The following is a 17,729-nucleotide window of genomic DNA, read 5'->3' on the forward strand; positions in this document are numbered from 1 at the left end:
GCCTCCGCAGGCGGGTGCTATGATGCCGCAGGTACACCTTGCACTGATGGCCCTGCGGCTGGCGTGCTGGTTGATGCCGACCGATCACCCGGCCCGGTCTGCCCTGGCTGATGCTGGGCGGCGTATCAGGGCCACGATCATCCGGCGATAAAAAATCTTTGGGAAGATGCGACCGCCGAAACCGCGTATGATTGCACGGAGAAATTTAACCCCGGAGAAAAACCAAATGGCTGGAGTTAAAGGACGATCAGGAGGCCCCCGGCCCGGCTCAGGTCGGCCCCGTTTGAATATGGGCGAGGCGACCACCGGCAAGGTTTACGAAACCCCGGAGGATTTCTTGCTGGACGTGATGAACGACCCCGGCACTGATGCCCGTCTGCGAGTGGATGCGGCCAAGGCTCTATTGGCGCGTGGCAAAAAAGCTGGGCAGAAGGAGAAGGCGGCCAAGGCGGCCACCGGCAGATTCGCCCCCAGCAAGCAGCCGACGAACATCGTTGACTTGCATCGGCGCTAGACCGCCTTCATGGCGTAGGTTGCCCTTGAGGGTGGCCGGTTTTTTTGTGCCTGCGTTACGCAGTAACGGCCAGGGAGAAATGCCGATTGCCGCCCGGCGGTGGCCCTGGTAGACTGAAAAAATAGTAAGCAATGGGGGTGCCGCACTGCTTACTATGTGCTTACACAATCTGAAATCAGTTTTTAGCTTGTCGTGTAAGTTGTTGTTTTTGTGGTGCCCCCGGCAGGAATCGAACCTGCGACTCCAGGATTAGGAATCCTGTGCTCTATCCCCTGAGCTACGAGGGCTGCCGCTGAAAGGTCGCGGATGCTGGTTTTCAGGGGGCAAGAAAGCCGCCCGGTTTCCGCTTGAAGAGAAAGGCTTTTTAGCATACCGACGGGGAAAAAACAAGGACGCGATGAAGTTAGCCACGGCGGAACAGATGCGGGAGTGTGACCGGCTGGCCACCACCACCTTCGGGATAGCCGGCCTGACCCTGATGGAGAATGCCGGCCGGGGGGCGGTGGAGGTGTTGGTTCGGCGTTTCGGGCCGGTGGCCGGCCTGGAGATCGCCTTGCTGGCCGGTCCCGGCAATAACGGCGGTGACGCCCTGGTGATGGCCCGGCTGCTTAACCGGCTGGGGGCGCGCCCCTGGGTGCTGCTGTTGGCCGATCCGGCAAGGATCAGCCCCGATGCGGCGGCCAATCTGCTGCGGCTTAAGGAGGCGGCCGTGCCGGTGGAGGTGGTCGTCGACAAGGAAGGGCTGGCGGAGGTAGCCCCGCGGGTTTTGGCTTGCGGCCTGGCAGTGGATGGTATTTTCGGGACCGGCTTGAGCCGCCCCTTAAGCGGCCTTTTCCTGGCGGCGGTGCGTTTGCTCAACGATTTTTCCGGTCCGGTGCTGGCGTTGGATGCCCCCTCGGGACTAAACAGCGACAGCGGCCAGGTGTTGGGGGAGGCGGTTAAGGCCGCCTGTACCGTCACTTTTGCCCTGGCCAAACCGGGCCTGCTCCTGCCCCCGGGTAACCGGTGGGCCGGGACGGTGGAGGTGGTGGATATCGGCATGCCGCCCGGGGTTTACGACCGGGTGGCCATTGAGCTGGAGCTGTTGACCGCTCCGGAACTGGCTCCTTGGCTCTCCCGACGCCCGACGGAGTCCCATAAGGGCAGTTTTGGCCATTTGCTGCTGCTGGCCGGTTCCCAGGGGAAAACCGGGGCCGCTCTGCTGGCGGCCCAGGGGGCCCTGCGGGGCGGAGTTGGCTTATTGAGTGCCTGTGTGCCTCTACCCCTGTTGCCGATCTTTGCCACCGCGCTGCCGGAGCTGATGACCATTCCCCTGCCGGGCTCCGACCGGGCCCCGGGGGTGGCGGATCTGGAGGTGGCCCGTTCGGCCCTGGCCGGCAAGAGCGCTTTGGTGCTGGGGCCGGGTTTGGGGACGGCCCCGGAAACCGTGGAGCTGGTAAGAACCCTCTACCGGGAACAGGCGTTGCCCATGGTGGTGGATGCCGATGCCCTCAATATTCTGGCCCGCACTCCGGAGATTCTGGGCCAGGCCGCCGGCCCCCGGATTTTGACCCCCCACCCTGGAGAGATGGCCAGGTTGCTGGGCCTGGGCAGCGGCCAGGTGCAGCAGGAGCGACGGCGGCTGGCGGAAAAGCTGGCCGGTGAACAGGGGGTCTGGGTGGTTCTGAAGGGTGCCGGCACGGTTGTTGCCGCCCCCGATGGCGCCGTGGCGCTTAACCCCACCGGTAATCCCGGCATGGCCACCGGCGGGATGGGGGATGTCCTGGCCGGCCTGATCGGCGGCCTGCTCGGTCGGGGGCTGTCTCCCTGGCGGGCCGCCTGTCTTGGCGTTTATGTCCACGGCCTGGCCGCCGACCTGCTGGCTGCCGACCTGAATCTGGATTTTGGCTATACCGCCTCGGAAGTGGCGACAAAAATTCCGGCGGCCTTTAACCGGCTTTTGGTTGAAGGGCCATCGGGACAACCTGGATAGGGAGAAGAGAGACAATGCCTGTTGCGCGAGAGATCATGAGCCGGGAAGTGGTGACGGTGGGGCCTGAGATGCCGGTGGAGGAGCTGGCCGCCCTGTTGTGGGCCAAAAGGATCAGCGGGGCGCCGGTGGTGGACGGAGAGGGTCGACTGGTGGGAGTGGTGACCGAAAGCGACCTGATCGATCAGGCCAAAAAATTGCACATTCCCACCGCCATCACCATCCTGGAAGCGGTTATCTTTTTGGAAAGGGCGGGGAAGGTGGAGGAGGAGGTCAACAAGATGGCCGGCAGCCGGGTGGGAGACATCTGCACCAAAAAACCGGTGACCGTGGCCCCCGATACCCCCCTGGACGAGATCGCCACCATCATGGCGGAAAAGCATCTGCACACCCTGCCGGTCATGGAGGGTCAGCGTTTGGTGGGAGTGATCGGCAAATCCGATATCATTCGCACCCTGGCCCGGCCCCCCCAGGGCTGATCAGAGCCGGACCTGGATCAGCCCCCGCAGGGAGTTGCCGATATAGATCTCCTCGGCGGTGGTCAGATCCTCGGGGCGTAAGGTTTCTTCGTAAAGGGGCTGGTCTTCATGCTGCAGCAGGTGGCGGCGCAGTACGCCGTTGAGCAGGCCGGCGGTCAGTGGCGGGGTCAGCAGCCGCCCCTGGCGCCGGACAAAAAGGTTGCTCACCGCCCCCTCGCTCAACTCTCCCCGCTTGTTGGTGAACAGTACCTCACAGTACCCCGCCGCCAGGGCCCGGCTCCGCTCCTCATCATAAAGGCGGCGCTGGCTGGTCTTATGGTAGAGCAGGTAGTGGTCCGGATCGGTGGCCGCGGAGGAGATGGTCACCCGCGGCAGTTGCTCGATTCTGCCCGGGGGCAGTTCCTGCCAGGAAAAACAGCCCTGAGTGGTGAAGGGGGCGTGTTCAAGATCCAACTCGCCATCCTTGGCCAGGGTAAGGCGGACCCGCTGGGGGAGGGTAAAAGCTTGGGCCAACTGGTGCAGGCGCTGGCGAACCTCCTCCTCATCGGCGTAGAATCCCAGGGTGGCGGCGGAGGCAAGCAGCCGCTCCAGGTGCAATTCCAGCAAGAGATAACCCGCTGGCGGCCGCCAGAGCATGGTTTCGATCAGGAGGAACGGCGGAGTCGGATGGCTGAGGAATTTGCCCTTGAGCAGGCACTCCTGCCACTCCCGCTCCGGGTCGGAATCGTAGACGATGCCCGAGCCGATTCCCATGCAGGCCTTGCCCGGCTCTTCCAGGGTCACGGTGCGGATCGGTACATTGAAGACCATCTCGTTTCCGGCGGGGCTCATGAACCCCAGGGCGCCGGTATAGACCCCCCGGGGCTCGCTTTCCAGTTCCCGGATGATCTCCATGGTATGGATCTTGGGGGCGCCGGTCACCGAGCCGCAGGGGAACAGGGCGTGGAAAATTTCCGTCAGGCCAACCCCTTCCCGCAACTCCCCCTGGATGGTGGAGGTCATCTGGTGCAGGGTTTCGTAGCTCTCCACCTCGAAGAGGGCCGTGGTGCGCACCGAGCCGGGACGGCAGATCCGTCCCAGGTCGTTGCGCAACAGATCGACGATCATTACGTTTTCGCTGCGGTTTTTGCTGTCCTGGCCCAGGAAACTGATCAGGGCTTCATCCTCCTTCGGGGTCATCCCCCGGCGGATCGTACCCTTCATCGGTCGAACCAGGCAGACCTTTCCCCGTTTGCGAAAAAAGAGCTCCGGCGAGAAGGAGAGGGTGGTTTGCCCGCCCAGCTTAACCAGCCCCGCGTAGCAGACCCGCTGATTGCGGCGCAGGGCGCGGTAAAGGTCGCCGGCTGACTGTTCGTTGGCTTGGTACTGCTTGAGGGTGTAGTTGACCTGGTAGGTGTCACCGGCGGCGATATATTGCCGAATCCTCTGGATATGCTCCCGGTATTGGTCCGGGGCAAGACTGAGGTGCGGGGGGGCGAAGCTTGTCCGGCCGGTGGCGCTGGTGGCCATCGGCTTCCCGGGGCGGCCACTGTCGGCCCCCAGGGCTTCCCCTCCCGCCACGGTGGTGCCCTGGAGGTGGTCGTAGATTATGGGGGGATCAAACACCCCCAGGAGGGCCAGCGGCTGTTCTGTTTCCGGCAGCAGGGAGTAAAGACGGGGTTCCAGTAGATAGCCCAGCTCGTAAGCGAACCAGCCCGCCAGATAATGGCCCTGGCCCAGCTCGGCCTCCAGGGCGGCGAAAAAATCGGCGACCCGGGTTTGCGGGGTCATGATCAGGAGCTTGCGGGGGCGCAGGAACAGCAGGGAGCGGTGGTTTTCCTGCGAGATTCTGGCGCTTTCCAGCAGGACAAAACTCTCTTGCCCCTCCAAAAAATGGAGAATGGAGTCCAGTTGCCGGTCGGTGAAGGGTCGCCCCGGTTTGCCATCTGGAATTGCTTGTTGGCGCATGAGGGGTTTATTAAGGCCTGTGCCCGGGATTAGCAAGGAAAAAAGCGGCGGCGGCCTCCGGGCGCGGGGCCAAAAGTGCCCTGGCGGCCCTCCCTTTCTTTACTAATCCTGTTGCGGCAGTAAGGGTAATACTTTATATAAACAGGAGTTTCCCAAATTAAATCCATTTCGCCGAGACGGCCGGGAAAATCGGCTCGGCGGCCGCCCCTTTTAACCTGGAGGAGACCATGCTGATTGAAGACTGGATGGCCAAGAACGTTTTGACCGTTGATGAGAATACCTCGCTGATGCGGGCGACCCGGATCATGAAGGAGAACGCCATTCGCCGTTTGCCGGTGGTTTCCCATGGTAAGCTGATCGGCATCGTCACCGACCGTGATGTCAAGGATGCCTCGCCCTCCAAGACCGCCACCCTGGATATTCACGAGCTTTATTACCTGCTTTCCGAGATGAAGGTTAAGGACGTGATGACCGCTTCGCCCCTGACCCTGCGGGGCAAGGACAGCCTGGAACTGGCGGCGGTGATCATGCTGGAGGACAAGATCTCCGGTCTGCCGGTGGTTGATGATAGCGGCCATCTGGTGGGCCTGCTCAGCGAAACCGACGTGTTGCGCGCCTTTGTCCGCAGCACCGGGATCAAGGATGGCGCCCGCCGCTACACCTTCGATCTGCCCGATTCCCCCGGGTCGGTGACCAGGGTGGTTGAAACCCTGCGCCGTTTCGAAGCCCGGGTGATCAGCGTCTTGACCTCCTTCGAGGACGCTCCCGAGGGGATGAAGCGGGTGTCGATCCGGGTCACCGTGGCCGATCAGGCGGTGGCCGAGGAGTTGGACCGCGAACTGTTGGCCAACTTCACGGTGGTGGATATGGGGATTGACGACGTCAAAAACCGCCCCCGCAAGTAAATATTTTTTTCAACCCTCGGCCGGCAGGCCGCGCTCTGCTTCCGTAGGAGCCGGCGGCGGGGCCAGCAGGGCCGGGGGCAGATTGTCGGTGCGGAAGGCCTCCCAGGAGATGCGCGCTCCCTCCTCCTCGGAGTCACCGATGGCATTGTTGATCGGCATCAGCACCACCCCCGGCGGCCGGGGGAACTCCGCCGCGGCCAGCTGCCCCTTGGCCTCCCGCATAAAGGCCAGCCAGATTGGAGCCGCGGTGCGGCCGCCCCCTTCGTCGCTGCCCAGGGTGGTCATCCGGTCGAATCCCACCCAGACTCCGGCCACCAGCTCGGGACTGTAGCCGATGAACCAGGCGTCCATGTAGCGGTCGGTGGTGCCGGTCTTGCCGGCGGCGGGAATACCCAGGCTACTGACGCCGCGGCCGGTACCCTCCTTGATCACTCCCTCCAGCAGCCTGGTAACCTGATAGGCGGTGCGCTGGTCAAGGGCCCGTGTCGTGCCGGGACGGGCCTGTTCCAGCAGAAGGCCACGCCGATCCTTGATGCTCTTGATAAAAGCCGGCTGCTGGCCCATGCCGCCATTGGCAAAGGCGGCATAGGCGGCGGTAAGCTCCAGCATCGATAGTTCCGAGGAGCCCAGAGCCAGGGAGAGGTTGTCGGTCAGGGGGCTGGATATCCCCAGCCGACGAGCCAGCTCCACCACCGGCCTGATCCCGATCTGCTGCAAAATTTTGATGGTCACGATATTGCGCGAATAAACCAGGCCATCCCGCAGGGTGGTGGGGCCGTGGAAGCGGTTGCCGAAATTCCTTGGCTCCCAGACCTGGCGAGGGCCGGCCCCCCGCAAGCTGATCGGCTCATCGATGATGATATCCGCCGGAGTCATCCCCTTTTCCAGGGCGGCGGCGTAGATGATGGGCTTGAAGGCGGACCCGGGTTGGCGCCGGGCCTGGATCGCCCGGTCAAACTGACTTTCATTAAAGTCGATACCGCCGCTGACCGCCTTGACCAGCCCGGTTTTGCTCTCCATGGCGATCAGGGCGGCCTGGGGCCGTTCCGTGGCCTGGGCCCCTCGCCGTCGTTTTTCCCAGTCGCGAATTCCCTGTTCCACCGCTTTGGCCGCACTCCGCTGTAGCTCCTGGTCCAAACTGGTATAGATCCTCAGGCCCCCCTCATAGAGCAGCTGCCGGCCATAGCGCTGTTCCACCTGGTTCTTTACCTGTTGCAGGAAATAGCCGTTTTCTGGGGCAATGCTTTGGGGAGGGGCCCAGAGCAGGGGGTGAAGGTAGGCCCGACGGGCGCCGGTGGGGGTGATGTACCCCTCCTCGGCCATCCGATTAAGCACGTAGGCCTGCCGCCTTTTGGCCAGGGTGTACTGGCGGAAGGGGGTATAGCGGCTGGGGGCCTGGGGCAGGCCGGCCAGCAGGGAGATCTCCGCCAGATTAAGCTCGGCGGCCGATTTCCCGAAGTAGGTCTGGGCCGCCGCCTCCACTCCATAGGCGCCGCTGCCCAGGTAGATATGGTTGAGATAGATATGGAGAATCTCCTCCTTGCTCAGGCGGCGGTCGATCCGGTAGGCCAGGATCGCCTCACGGATCTTGCGGGTATAGGTTTTTTCCCGGCTGAGCAGCAGGGCCCGGGCCACTTGCTGGGTGATGGTGCTGCCTCCCTGCCGCCGCTCGCCGGAGCGCAGGTTGTGGATCAAGGCCCGGACGATGGACCAGGCGTCCACCCCGCCATGATCGTAGAAGCGGGCATCCTCGGCGGCGATAAAGGCCTGGGGCAACTGTTCCGGCAGTTGCCCCAAAGGCACCACCACCCGGTTTTCATGGAAAACCCGCTCAACCACCGCGCCCTGGTCATCATAGATCAGAGTGGTTTGGGCCGGTTGATAACTGTCCAGGGTGCTGATATCCGGCAGATCGAGGGTGATGAAGAGAAAGAGGATGAAGCAGATCAGGGTTGTCAGGCCGGTGGCGACCCCCAGCAGGAGCAGGGATAACTGGCTGTGATTCCAGACGGCTGGACGGGGGCGGCGGAGGGTCACTTAATTCTGCCCGGTGGACGCGAGTTGAGCCCTGGGGGCACGGAGAGGAGCCGAAGAAGACCGCCCGGCTGGGGCGGTCTTCTTCGCAGGCCAAGCAAAAAAGCTGCCTGTTGCGAGGCAGGTTTTACTTCTTGTGGCAATCGGCGCAGGTGGCGCTGGCGGTGCCGTCTTTCTTGTGGCAGCCGAAGCAGAGGTTGCCGGCGTTGTGGTCGGCCATGGTGATCTTGACACCCTTGCCCATGGCAAAGAGGTTGGGATGGCACTCATTGCAGCCCATGCCCTTGTGGGCCTCACCGCTGAAGGTTACCGCGCCCAGATTGCCGCCGGCGAATTCCACGGTCTTGCCGGGGCCTACGGCCAGGGCGGCGCCGGTGAAGGCCAGGGCAGCTACAGCGGTGATGATGCCTGTGGTGACGAATTTCATCTGTGTTCCTCCTTTTTATTGTTACTGGTTGCGAACCCGTCGGCCGGCGGACAACCAAGCCGGCGGAATCCATATTGTGATACAGTTCACAAAATATTTAGATGAGGGTTATAATCCAGCCCGTTTGGCGTAGTCAATCTTTTTGTCGGGTATCTCTCGGATTTATAAGCACGATCCCGGGGGTTGTCATCAACCGTAACTGTGGAGTCCGGCGAGCAGGAAGTTGACCCCGTAGTAGGTGAATACCGTTGAGCAGAATCCCAGGACCGCCAGCCAGGCGATCTTTTTGCCGCTCCAGCCCCGGGTGTAGCGCACGTGGAGGGTGGCGGCGTAAACGAACCAGGTGATCAGGGACCAGGTTTCCTTGGGGTCCCAGCTCCAGTAGGTTCCCCAGGCCGAGTTGGCCCAGATCGCCCCGAAGATCAGGCCGCCCACCGTGAAGAGGACAAAACCGAAGAAGATGGTCTTATAGATCACATCATCGATCACCTTCAGGGGGGGCAGGGCGGCAAAGAGGCCGGTCCCGTCCGGGTTGCCGCTCCTGTCGACGTTGCGGGCCTTGGTCAGGTACATCACCGCCATTCCGAAGGCGATGGCAAAGGCGGCGTAGCCGATGAAGCTGGCGATTACATGGGCGATCAGCCAGTTGCTCTGCAGGGCGGGCAGCAGGGGGCGCAGATCCTGGTTCCATTGGGGCCAGTATTCGGCAAAGGCCTGGGCCACGAAGGCGAAGGGCATGGCGAAGGCGCCCAGGGTCTGGTTCTTGTAAACGTATTCCAGCACCAGGTAACCCAGGGCGATACACCAGGCAAAAAAGACCAGGGATTCGTACATGTTGGAAAAGGGCGCGTAGTAGCCGAAGCCCAGCTTGAACGCCTCGTTCCAGCGCAGCAGAATTCCCATGGTGCTGAGCAGCAGGGCGCCCATGGTGACCAGGGTGGCAATCAGGCCCATGGTCCTGTTTTTGGCCCCGAAGATCAGGATCGCGACGTAGAGAATCGCCGAGGCCAGGTAGGCAAAGGTGGTGAGATTGAGCAGTTGGGCGCTTTCCATGGTCCTTCCTCTTTAGTTGATGGCTTGGTCTTGACGCAGACGTTGGGCCAGTTCCGTGAAACGCTGATCAAAAGATGCCTTGTTCCGGTTGCTGCCGCCGCAGAGCAGCAGCTTGCTGCCGCCGTTATCGGCCGGACTCAGGTAGGCCCAGACCCGGCGGTGGGTGATCATGAAGGCGACGTAGAGGCCCAGGATCATCAGGCCGCAACCCAGGTAGACGATCCAGACCCCGGGGTCGTTGGCCACTTGCAGGCCGGTGGCGTAGCGTTGCTGGACGTAGAAGCTGTAGTCGGCTTCCGGTCGCTGCACGGTCACGTTCTGCTTATCTTTCATCCCGAAGGTGGAGGGATCGGCCCCGGGGCTGTCGAACCAGATCCGGAACTCATGGACCCGACCCATGCGATCGGCCATGGTCTCGGTTACCCCGAAAACAACCCCTTCCTCCTCCCAGGTCACCTGGCGCCGGGGAGAGACCAGGGCCGTGCGTTCGAGTCCGGTTTTGGTGTTCCGGACCGTGATCAGGAACTCACTTAGGGGCTGATAGCTGGATTGGTAGAAGGTCAAGCCTCGATGTTTCAGGGGGTGGTTGACCCGGATGGCGGTGCGCAGGGGTTCGGCAAACATCTCCGGATCGATGATTATCACATCGGAGCGGTAATCCCGCACCATGCCGTTAGGGTAGTAGCCGATGGTGAAGGTTTCGCAGTGGAGACGGAAGCCAAGGGGAATCGGTTGACCGGTTTTCCGGTCGAAGAGATGTTCCACCGTCTCCCCCTCCGGGAACATGATGCTGGCCTTGTAGCCGAACACCGAGCCGGTCAGGGCGCCGATGAAGATGATCAGGATGCTGATGTGGATGATGTAGGCGCCCAGCCGCGACCAGGCTCCTTTTTGGGAGAAGAGCAGTACCCCCCCCTCCTTGTCCCGGGTCTCGGTCTTCCAGCCGGCATCGGCCAGCAGCCGGCGAACCCGCTCTCCGGCCGAGCCAACCTCCTCGTTGATCTGCATCTCGGCCTTCAGCGGCATCTTCTGCAACCGTTCGGGGGTGGTCTCCAGATTGTCAAGCACCACCATCCGCCAGGTGTTCGGTAGCCGGTCGAGGCTGCAGACGATCAGGTTGATGGAAAAGATGATCAGCAAGGCGACAAACCACCAGGAGCCGTACATGTTGGGCACGATGTCCATTACCTGGAGCAGGCGGGCCAATTCGGAACCGTACTCCTGGATATAGTACTCCGGGGATTTGTGCTGGGGGATAATGGTGCCGAGAATCGAGGTTGCGGCCAAAAGGCCGATGAGCCACAGGGCGAGTTTTACCGAGGCGAATAAACGCCACACCTGGTTTTGTTCTTTAGTCATTGGTGGTCCCGTTTCTGATTTAGTGTCTCTGAGTGATGCGGTCGGTGGGGAATGGGAGCGTGCCTTGGCGGCTGTTCGGGGGACGGTTGCGCCTAGTTCGCTTTATTACAATATTCCACGCGGTGGTGTCAACAGGAAAACGGGGTGGGGTATGGCTTCTCGACACCAGCCCTGAAAGGGCCGACCCTTGAAACAAAATATGGTTGTCAAGGTGCTTCGGTTGGGTTATAAGTACCGGTCTTGTGCTCACGACCACCAGCCCGGCCTGTTTTACGGCCATGTGGCGGAGGATGAGCGGTGGTTATCCAGATCAGTTTGCAACAATATAATAGATGCTTTCATTAAGGAGTACCGAGATGTCCAAGGTATGCGAAATCTGCGGCAAGAAGCCCGAAGTCGGTAACAATGTCAGCCACGCGCACAACAAAACCCGGCGCCGCTGGTTGCCCAACCTGCAACGGGTCCGGATGGCCACCGCCGGCGGTAACGCCCGCCGTACCCGGGTCTGCACCCGCTGTCTGCGCTCGGGAGCAGTGACCAAGTAATTTCTTCAGTTCCGGAAGGCGTCGCTGATCCCCTCCAGCTGCCGGATGTGCTGGAGGATGCGGTTGAGGTGTTCGATCCCTTCCACTTCCAGCACCATGTTGAAACGGGCACCGCCATCGGCGGCGGTGCTGGCTTCCAGGCTGGCGATGTCGGCGTCGTCGTTGGTGATGGTGCTGCTCAGGGCGGCCAGCAGCCCCTTGCGGTTCAGCCCCAGGGCCTGGACCGAAGCCCGGTAGGGAACTTTGCCCTCCCCCGACCAGCTCACCCCGATTCTTCTTTCCGCCTCACCGGCCAGCAGGTTGGGACAGTTGCTCTTGTGGACCGTTATCCCTCGGCCGGTGGTGATAAAGCCGATGATCTCGTCTCCGGGTACCGGCAGGCAGCAGTTGGCGATCTTGGTGGGAATTCCCACCGCCCCCTCCACTCTGACAATCTCCTCTTTGCCTTGCCTGCCCCGGCCCAAACGTCCCCGGTTGCTGCCGACCTGGCTCAGCAGGGCCTGCTCTTCGGCCAGCTCTTCCCGGCGCAGCTCTTCTGGCTGCAGCAGGCGGAGGATGGCGACCATGGGCAGCTTGCCCGCCCCCACCTTATGCATCAAATCATCCAGGGAGTTGCAGGAGAGCTTTTTGAGTACCTCCTTGAGATGGCCGGTGCGCAGCAGCTTTTTCAGGCTGATATCGTGTTTGCGCAGCTCCCGCTCGCAGATCTCCCGCCCCTTCTCCAGGTTCCGCTCCCGCTCTGCCTGGTTGAGCCATTGGCGGATGCGGTTGCGGGCCCGGCTGGTCTTGACGATATGCAGCCAGTTGCGGCCCGGTTTCTGGTTGGGCGAGGTGATGATCTCCACCACGTCGCCGTTTTTCAGCGGGGTCCGCAGGGGGGTGATCTGGCCGTTGACCTTGGCGCCGCTGCAGTGATGACCCACCTCGGTATGGATGCTGTAGGCGAAATCCAGGGGGGTGCTGCCCTTGGGGAAACCTTTGACCTCGCCGTTGGGGGTCAGGACATAGATATCATCCTCATACAGCTCTCCCTTGACCGTATCCAGCAGCTCCCGCGGGTCTTCCAGCTCCTGCAGCATCGCCACCAGTTGTTTGAGCCACTTGAACAGTTTGACGTCGCGGGTGCTGGCTGCCTGGCCCTCCTTGTAGGCCCAGTGGGCGGCAATCCCCTCCGCCGCCACCCGGTCCATCTCTTCGGTCCGGATCTGGATCTCCATGAAGTCGCCGTCGGGGCCGATCACCGAGGTATGGACCGATTGGTAGCCGTTGGCCTTGGGGTGGCTGATGAAATCCTTGAAGCGGCCGTCGATGGGGGCCCAGAGGGAGTGGATAACCCCCAAAGCCTGGTAGCACTCCTTGACGTTGTGGACAATGATCCGGAAAGCCACCTTGTCGTAAACCTTGTCCAGGGTGATATTCTGGACCAGCAGCTTCTTCTGGATACTGTAAAGATGTTTGGGGCGACCCAGGATCCGAAAATCCTCCAGGCCGTTCTGGCGCAGATGGCGGGAGAGGTGCTCCTTGACCCGGTCCACATAGGCTTCCCGCTCCGGCAGCGAGGTCTGGATGTTGGCCGCCAGTTGCCGATACTCTTCGGGATAGAGTTGGGCAAAGGAGAGATCCTCCAGCTCGCGCTTGATCCAGTCGATCCCCAGGCGACCGGCCAGGGGGGCGTAAAGATCCATGGTCTCCTGGGCGATCTCCACCTGCAGCTCACGGTCCACCACGTTGATGCTCTGCATATCGTGGAGGCGGTCGGCCAGCCTTACCAGTAGAACCCGGATGTCGCTGGCCATGGCCAGCAGCATTTTACGGATATTCTCCGCCTGGTAGGCCAGGCGGCTGTTGAATTGCACGGCGGTGATCCGGGTGGCGCCGGCGACGATATTGGCCACGTCCTCGCCGAACTCCTCCTTCAGTTTGGCCTGGCTGACCGGGTGTTCTTTCTGTTTGAGGACCCCGTGGAGGAGTCCGGCGGTGATGGTGGCCACATCGAGTCGCATGGCCACCAGGATTCCCGCCACCGCCAGGACATGCTGCAGGTACGGCTTGCCGGAAAGCCGGTGGCGCCCGCCATGGACCTTCTCGGCGAAGGCGTAGGCCTTGCTCAGCGGGGCTAAGTCCTCGTCGGGCATATATTCCGCCGCCCGCCGGATGATTTCAGCGATGGTATTGTGCATGGGCGCCAGGGTCACGTTCAGGGCCGATCGCCCGCGGGATTGAGGGCCTTGGCGATCATTTCGCCGATGACCGCCAGGGCGGCGGTCGGGGTGGCTTCACTGGTCTGCCCGTCGGCGCGGGTCCGGATCTCCAGCAGCCCATCGTTCTTGAAACGCTTGCCCACCATCAGTCTGATGGGAATGCCGATCAGATCGGCATCCTTGAATTTGCTGCCCGGGCGCTCATCCCGATCATCCAGCAACACCTCGACCCCCTGTTTTCGCAACTCGTGATAGAGTCGCTCGGCCTCGGCGCTGATCTCCTGATCCTTGGGGGTGAGGTTGAGGATAATCACCTGCATGGGGGCGATGGGGAGCGGAAAGATGATGCCGTCCCGATCGTGGTTCTGCTCGATGGCCGCCGCCACCGTTCGGCTGACCCCGATCCCATAGCAACCCATGATGAAGGGGTGGCTCTGGCCCTGGTCGTCCAGGAAGGTGGCGTTGAGAGCCTGGCTGTAGTTGGTGCCCAGCTTGAAGATGTGCCCCACCTCGATCCCCCGGGTCAGGGCCAGCTTGCCGCCGCAGCGGGGGCACTGGTCCTCTTCGGTGACCATCCGGATATCGGCCTGGTGGGTGGCGCTGAAATCGCGGCCGGGGTTGACATTGACCAGATGCTGGTCGGCCTGGTTGGCGCCGGTGACGAAGTTGCTCATCCCCGCCACCACCTCATCCATGACCAGGGGGATTTTGAGCTCAACCGGGCCCAGGAATCCGGCCGGGGCCCCGGTCAGTTCGGCGATCCGCTCGTCGTCGGCCAGGGTGACCTCCAGGGCCCCCAGCAGGTTTTGCAGCTTGACCGGCTGCACCTCATGGTCTCCCCGGACCAACACCGCCACCGGCTGGCCGTCGGCCAGCCAGATCATGGTTTTGACCAGGCGGTCGCTGGAGATCTGCAGGAAATCGCACACCTCGGCCACCGTCTTCCGGTCGGGGGTGGGGACCCGGTTGAGGGGCAGGGGCTGTTCGCGGGTTTCGCTCCGGATCTCCCGGGCGGTGGCCTTTTCCATGTTGGCGGCGTAATCGCAGTGCTGGCAGATCACCACCTGATCCTCGCCGGTGGCGGCCAGGACCATGAACTCGTGGGAAAAGCTGCCGCCGATGGTGCCGGTGTCCGCCTCCACCGCTCGGAAGGCCAGGCCGCAACGGGTGAAGATCCGCTGGTAGGCGTCATACATCTTCTGGTAGGTGGCGTCGGCTCCCGCCTCGTCGGCATCAAAGCTGTAGCCGTCCTTCATGATGAACTCCCGGCCCCGCATAAGGCCGAAGCGGGGGCGAATCTCATCGCGGAATTTGGTCTGCACCTGATAGAGGTTGAGGGGCAGGTCGCGATAGGAGTGGACGTTCATCCGCACCAGATCGGTGATCACCTCCTCATGGGTCGGCCCCAGGCAGCTTTCCCGCTGATGGCGATCCTTGAAGCGGAGCAGTTCGGGGCCGTACTTCTCCCAGCGGCCCGACTCCCGCCAGAGGTCGGCGGGTTGGACCATGGGCAGCAGAACCTCCTGGGCCCCGGCCCGGTTCATCTCCTCGCGCACGATCCGCTCCACCTTGCGGATCGCGGCCAGGCCCAGGGGGAGGTAGGAGTAAACCCCGGCGGTGAGCTTGCGGATAAAGCCGGCCCGCAGCAGCAGCTTGTGGCTGATGACTTCGGCCTCGGCCGGATCTTCTTTGAGGGTGGGCAACAGCAGTTGGGAAAAACGCATGGTGTGAATTCCTGGGTTGGTTTTTTGGTTTACTTTTGTCAGGGACGGTTTGGGGTCTGCTCCCTGGTCATTTTATCGATTTCAGCTAAAAAAACAGTCAGTAATTGGTTTTCGGGGACTTTTTTGAGGATTTTTCCCTTCTTGAAGATGATCCCCACCCCGTGGCCGCCGGCCACCCCGATGTCGGCCTCCCTGGCCTCGCCGGGGCCATTGACCACGCAACCCATCACCGCGATTTTCAGGGGGGTTGCGATCTTCTGGATGTGGCGCTCCACCTCTTCGGCCAGGCTGAAAAGATTGACTTGGCAGCGGCCGCAGGTGGGGCAGGAGATCAACTCCGGACCCCGCTGGCGCAGGCGCAGGCTCCGCAGCAATTCATAGGCCACCCGGATCTCCTCCACCGGGTCCCGGGTCAATGAAATCCGCAGGGTGTCGCCGATCCCCTCATAAAGCAGGATCCCTAAGGCGACGCTGGATTTAACGGTACCGGCAATCAAGCCTCCGGCCTCGGTGACCCCGAGATGGAGAGGGTAGTCGCAGACCTGGGCCAGGCCGCGATAGGCGGCAATGGTGGTCAGCACATCGGAGGATTTGAGGGAGATTTTCAGGTTGTGGAAATCGAGGGCTTCCAACAGGCCGATATTGCGGCGGGCGCTTTCCACCAAAGCCTCCGGGGTGGGGTGACCGTGGCGGGCCAGAATATCCTTTTCCAGGGAGCCGGCGTTGACCCCCACCCGGATCGCCACCCCATGCATCTTGGCGGCGGCGGCGACTTTGGCCAGTTTCTGCTGGCCCCCGAGATTGCCGGGGTTGATCCTGATTCCTTGGGCGCCATGCTCCATGGCGGCCAGGGCCAGTCGGTGATCAAAGTGGATGTCGGCAATCAGGGGAATGGCGATCTGGTCGCGGATCTCCCGGATGGCCCTGGCCGCTTCCGGGTCCAGCACCGCCACCCGGATTATTTCGCAGCCGGCCTCGGTTAGCCGCCCGATCTGGGCGACCGTGGCCGCCACGTCCCGGGTGTCGGTGTTGGTCATGGACTGAACCACCACCGGGGCCCCGCCGCCGATGGCCAGGCCGCCGACCTGGATCTGTCTGCTCTTTTTTCGAGTCTGCATAACCACCTCATTATAACGGGAGCCCGTCGATTGCGCATCCGGAAAGGAGGGAGGGCGGATAACATTTAATTAAAGGGCCCTTCCGGTAAGCCGGCTGGTCAGAAGCTGGTTAGCGATTGCGCAGAAACTGGAGAGTGGTGGTTGCCGGTCAAGTTTTAGTTCCTGCTTTTTTACAAAAAATTAGCAATATGGCCCTGCCGATAGCAGTGGCATCTTTATTGCATTCTCTCTTGTGACGGGGATTTGCGTTGATAAAGTTTACGCGAAAGGTGGGGATATGTGGCGAGGGATGGTGACGGGTTTGACGGGGCTGGTTGGTGGTTTGCTGGTGGCGCTGCTGGTCCAGGTGGGGGGGGTATCCCCCGCCGGGGCCACGATCCGGGGGGTGTGCGGAGATTGCCACACCATGCACAACAGCCAGGATGGCGGCTCCATGGCCTTTGATGGGGGCAGCCAGGTCAGTCCCATGCTGCTCCGTGACAGCTGTGTGGGCTGCCATGCCATGAATCTTGGAGAAAAGATCGTGACCAGCGGCGGCAACGCCTTTCCCCAAGTCTACCACACCGACCCCTCCGGAGATCTGGCGGCCGGCAATTTCGCCTATATCAGCGGCACCAAGGGGGGCGGGGCCGATGACCGCAAGGGGCACAACGTCATCGACCTGCTGGATCAGGACAGCCGTTTGTACCCGCCGCCGGGGGGAATGCGTTTCTTCTTTCATGATGATGGTGGCAACGTCAATCGCGGCAACCTGACCTGCGCCGGCACCAACGGTTGTCATGGTTATCGGACCGGGGATGGTTTCGCCAACGATCTTGGTTCGGGGGTCAAGGCCCTGCAGGGAGCCCACCACGGTAATGTTGGTGGCCTGCTGAACACCGCCCTGACCCTGCCGGAAAGTTACCGCTTTTTGCTGGGGGTGAAAGGGCTGGAGAATCCCAATCCCGACGATCGCTGGCAGAATGCCAGTCCGTCCAGTCACAACGAGTATTTTGGCGCCGCGACCCCCGGAGCTCACTATCCGGACTGCGGGGCCTGCCATAGCCCCATCGACGGCCATATCCGCACCCCCAACGGCACCATCAGCGGTTTCTGCGCCACCTGCCATGGCAATTTCCACACCCTGACCGCCGCCGCCTCGTCAGGGATCGGTCCCGATACCATCTCGCCCTTTTTGCGCCACCCCACCGATATCGTGATCAGAAATTCGGGGGAGTATGCGGACTATAACACTTATAGCATCACCGCCCCGGTGGGGCGGCAGGTACTGCCGGCCACCCCCAGCAGTGAAGTTACCCCCGGGAGTGACACGGTTACCTGTCTCTCCTGTCATCTGGCCCACGCCAGCGATTACCCCGGAATGCTTCGCTTTGATTACAGCCGGATGATGGCCCACGAGGGAGGGGATTTCTCCGGGGTTGGCTGTTTTGCCTGTCACACCACCAAAGATTAAT

14 protein-coding genes and 1 tRNA gene are annotated in these 17,729 nt (G+C 62.0%); 6 read left to right on the forward strand and 9 right to left on the reverse strand.

All coding sequences use genetic code 11. The annotated features are described in order from the left end of the window. Positions 1-226 precede the first annotated feature (226 nt). Entirely contained in the window at positions 227-514 is a 288-nt protein-coding gene (locus ACHHRT_RS04115; RefSeq protein WP_395497979.1) for a hypothetical protein, read from the forward strand. A 211-nt stretch (positions 515-725) separates the two neighbouring features. Here ACHHRT_RS04115 and ACHHRT_RS04120 read toward each other — a convergent pair. Beyond that, positions 726-801: transfer RNA gene (locus ACHHRT_RS04120), tRNA-Arg, on the reverse strand. A gap of 110 nt (positions 802-911) precedes the next feature. Between ACHHRT_RS04120 and ACHHRT_RS04125 the strand changes: the two genes are divergently transcribed. Next, positions 912-2,486, forward strand: a complete 1,575-nt coding sequence (locus tag ACHHRT_RS04125) for an NAD(P)H-hydrate dehydratase (RefSeq protein ID WP_395497981.1) — start codon at positions 912-914, stop codon at positions 2,484-2,486. 14 nt (positions 2,487-2,500) lie between these two features. After that, positions 2,501-2,962, forward strand: coding sequence for a CBS domain-containing protein (locus tag ACHHRT_RS04130; protein ID WP_395497983.1), 462 nt, complete (start codon positions 2,501-2,503; stop codon positions 2,960-2,962). Here ACHHRT_RS04130 and pabB read toward each other — a convergent pair whose 3' ends face one another. Continuing rightward, positions 2,963-4,909: an aminodeoxychorismate synthase component I gene (gene pabB / locus ACHHRT_RS04135; protein WP_395497985.1), complete on the reverse strand. Its 1,947-nt coding sequence runs from the start codon at positions 4,907-4,909 to the stop codon at positions 2,963-2,965. Between the two features lie 227 nt (positions 4,910-5,136). Between pabB and ACHHRT_RS04140 the strand changes: the two genes are divergently transcribed. Further along, positions 5,137-5,814 carry a CBS and ACT domain-containing protein gene (locus ACHHRT_RS04140; protein ID WP_395497987.1) on the forward strand — a complete coding sequence of 226 codons (678 nt, stop codon included), beginning with the start codon at positions 5,137-5,139 and terminating at the stop codon, positions 5,812-5,814. Positions 5,815-5,823: 9 nt separating this feature from the next. Here the strand turns inward: ACHHRT_RS04140 and ACHHRT_RS04145 are convergent, their stop codons facing one another. The 4 genes from ACHHRT_RS04145 to resB form a co-directional block, all read right to left on the reverse strand. After that, entirely contained in the window at positions 5,824-7,851 is a 2,028-nt protein-coding gene (locus tag ACHHRT_RS04145; RefSeq protein WP_395497988.1) for a penicillin-binding protein 1A, read from the reverse strand. A gap of 124 nt (positions 7,852-7,975) precedes the next feature. Further along, complete coding sequence (locus ACHHRT_RS04150) at positions 7,976-8,275, reverse strand: c(7)-type cytochrome triheme domain-containing protein (protein WP_395497990.1); 300 nt, start codon at positions 8,273-8,275, stop codon at positions 7,976-7,978. 189 nt (positions 8,276-8,464) lie between these two features. Next, positions 8,465-9,328, reverse strand: a complete 864-nt coding sequence (gene ccsB / locus ACHHRT_RS04155) for a c-type cytochrome biogenesis protein CcsB (protein WP_395497992.1) — start codon at positions 9,326-9,328, stop codon at positions 8,465-8,467. A 12-nt stretch (positions 9,329-9,340) separates the two neighbouring features. Next, complete coding sequence (gene resB / locus ACHHRT_RS04160) at positions 9,341-10,687, reverse strand: cytochrome c biogenesis protein ResB (RefSeq protein WP_395497994.1); 1,347 nt, start codon at positions 10,685-10,687, stop codon at positions 9,341-9,343. Positions 10,688-11,043: 356 nt separating this feature from the next. Here resB and rpmB point away from each other — a divergent pair, with 356 nt between their 5' ends. Continuing rightward, positions 11,044-11,232, forward strand: a complete 189-nt coding sequence (rpmB, locus tag ACHHRT_RS04165; protein ID WP_395497996.1) for a 50S ribosomal protein L28 — start codon at positions 11,044-11,046, stop codon at positions 11,230-11,232. Positions 11,233-11,237: 5 nt separating this feature from the next. Here rpmB and ACHHRT_RS04170 read toward each other — a convergent pair whose 3' ends face one another. Genes ACHHRT_RS04170 through ispG form a run of 3 tightly spaced genes read right to left on the reverse strand, consistent with a single transcriptional unit; the run spans position 11,238 to position 16,275 of the window. Then, positions 11,238-13,427 (reverse strand): RelA/SpoT family protein, encoded by a 2,190-nt coding sequence (locus ACHHRT_RS04170; RefSeq protein ID WP_395497998.1) that lies wholly within the window; start codon positions 13,425-13,427, stop codon positions 11,238-11,240. Positions 13,428-13,429: 2 nt separating this feature from the next. Further along, the gene (locus ACHHRT_RS04175) at positions 13,430-15,157 is read right to left on the reverse strand and encodes a proline--tRNA ligase (RefSeq protein ID WP_395498000.1); all 1,728 of its coding nucleotides are present in this window, start codon (positions 15,155-15,157) and stop codon (positions 13,430-13,432) included. A 38-nt stretch (positions 15,158-15,195) separates the two neighbouring features. Then, positions 15,196-16,275, reverse strand: coding sequence for a flavodoxin-dependent (E)-4-hydroxy-3-methylbut-2-enyl-diphosphate synthase (gene ispG, locus ACHHRT_RS04180; RefSeq protein ID WP_395498002.1), 1,080 nt, complete (start codon positions 16,273-16,275; stop codon positions 15,196-15,198). Between the two features lie 277 nt (positions 16,276-16,552). Here ispG and ACHHRT_RS04185 point away from each other — a divergent pair, with 277 nt between their 5' ends. Then, positions 16,553-17,728 (forward strand): hypothetical protein, encoded by a 1,176-nt coding sequence (locus ACHHRT_RS04185; protein WP_395498004.1) that lies wholly within the window; start codon positions 16,553-16,555, stop codon positions 17,726-17,728. The last annotated feature ends 1 nt before the right edge of the window (position 17,729 follow it).

This window comes from Desulfurivibrio modestus (genome assembly GCF_044068625.1).
Classification (GTDB): Bacteria; Desulfobacterota; Desulfobulbia; order Desulfobulbales; family Desulfurivibrionaceae; genus Desulfurivibrio.

Coding starts and splice junctions, on each gene's coding strand:
- ACHHRT_RS04115 (WP_395497979.1), top strand. CDS start 227: ATGGCTGGAGTTAAAGGACGATCAGGAGGCCCCCGGCCCGGCTCAGGT.
- ACHHRT_RS04125 (WP_395497981.1), top strand. CDS start 912: ATGAAGTTAGCCACGGCGGAACAGATGCGGGAGTGTGACCGGCTGGCC.
- ACHHRT_RS04130 (WP_395497983.1), top strand. CDS start 2,501: ATGCCTGTTGCGCGAGAGATCATGAGCCGGGAAGTGGTGACGGTGGGG.
- pabB (WP_395497985.1), bottom strand. CDS start 4,909: ATGCGCCAACAAGCAATTCCAGATGGCAAACCGGGGCGACCCTTCACC.
- ACHHRT_RS04140 (WP_395497987.1), top strand. CDS start 5,137: ATGCTGATTGAAGACTGGATGGCCAAGAACGTTTTGACCGTTGATGAG.
- ACHHRT_RS04150 (WP_395497990.1), bottom strand. CDS start 8,275: ATGAAATTCGTCACCACAGGCATCATCACCGCTGTAGCTGCCCTGGCC.
- ccsB (WP_395497992.1), bottom strand. CDS start 9,328: ATGGAAAGCGCCCAACTGCTCAATCTCACCACCTTTGCCTACCTGGCC.
- resB (WP_395497994.1), bottom strand. CDS start 10,687: ATGACTAAAGAACAAAACCAGGTGTGGCGTTTATTCGCCTCGGTAAAA.
- rpmB (WP_395497996.1), top strand. CDS start 11,044: ATGTCCAAGGTATGCGAAATCTGCGGCAAGAAGCCCGAAGTCGGTAAC.
- ACHHRT_RS04175 (WP_395498000.1), bottom strand. CDS start 15,157: ATGCGTTTTTCCCAACTGCTGTTGCCCACCCTCAAAGAAGATCCGGCC.
- ispG (WP_395498002.1), bottom strand. CDS start 16,275: ATGCAGACTCGAAAAAAGAGCAGACAGATCCAGGTCGGCGGCCTGGCC.
- ACHHRT_RS04185 (WP_395498004.1), top strand. CDS start 16,553: ATGTGGCGAGGGATGGTGACGGGTTTGACGGGGCTGGTTGGTGGTTTG.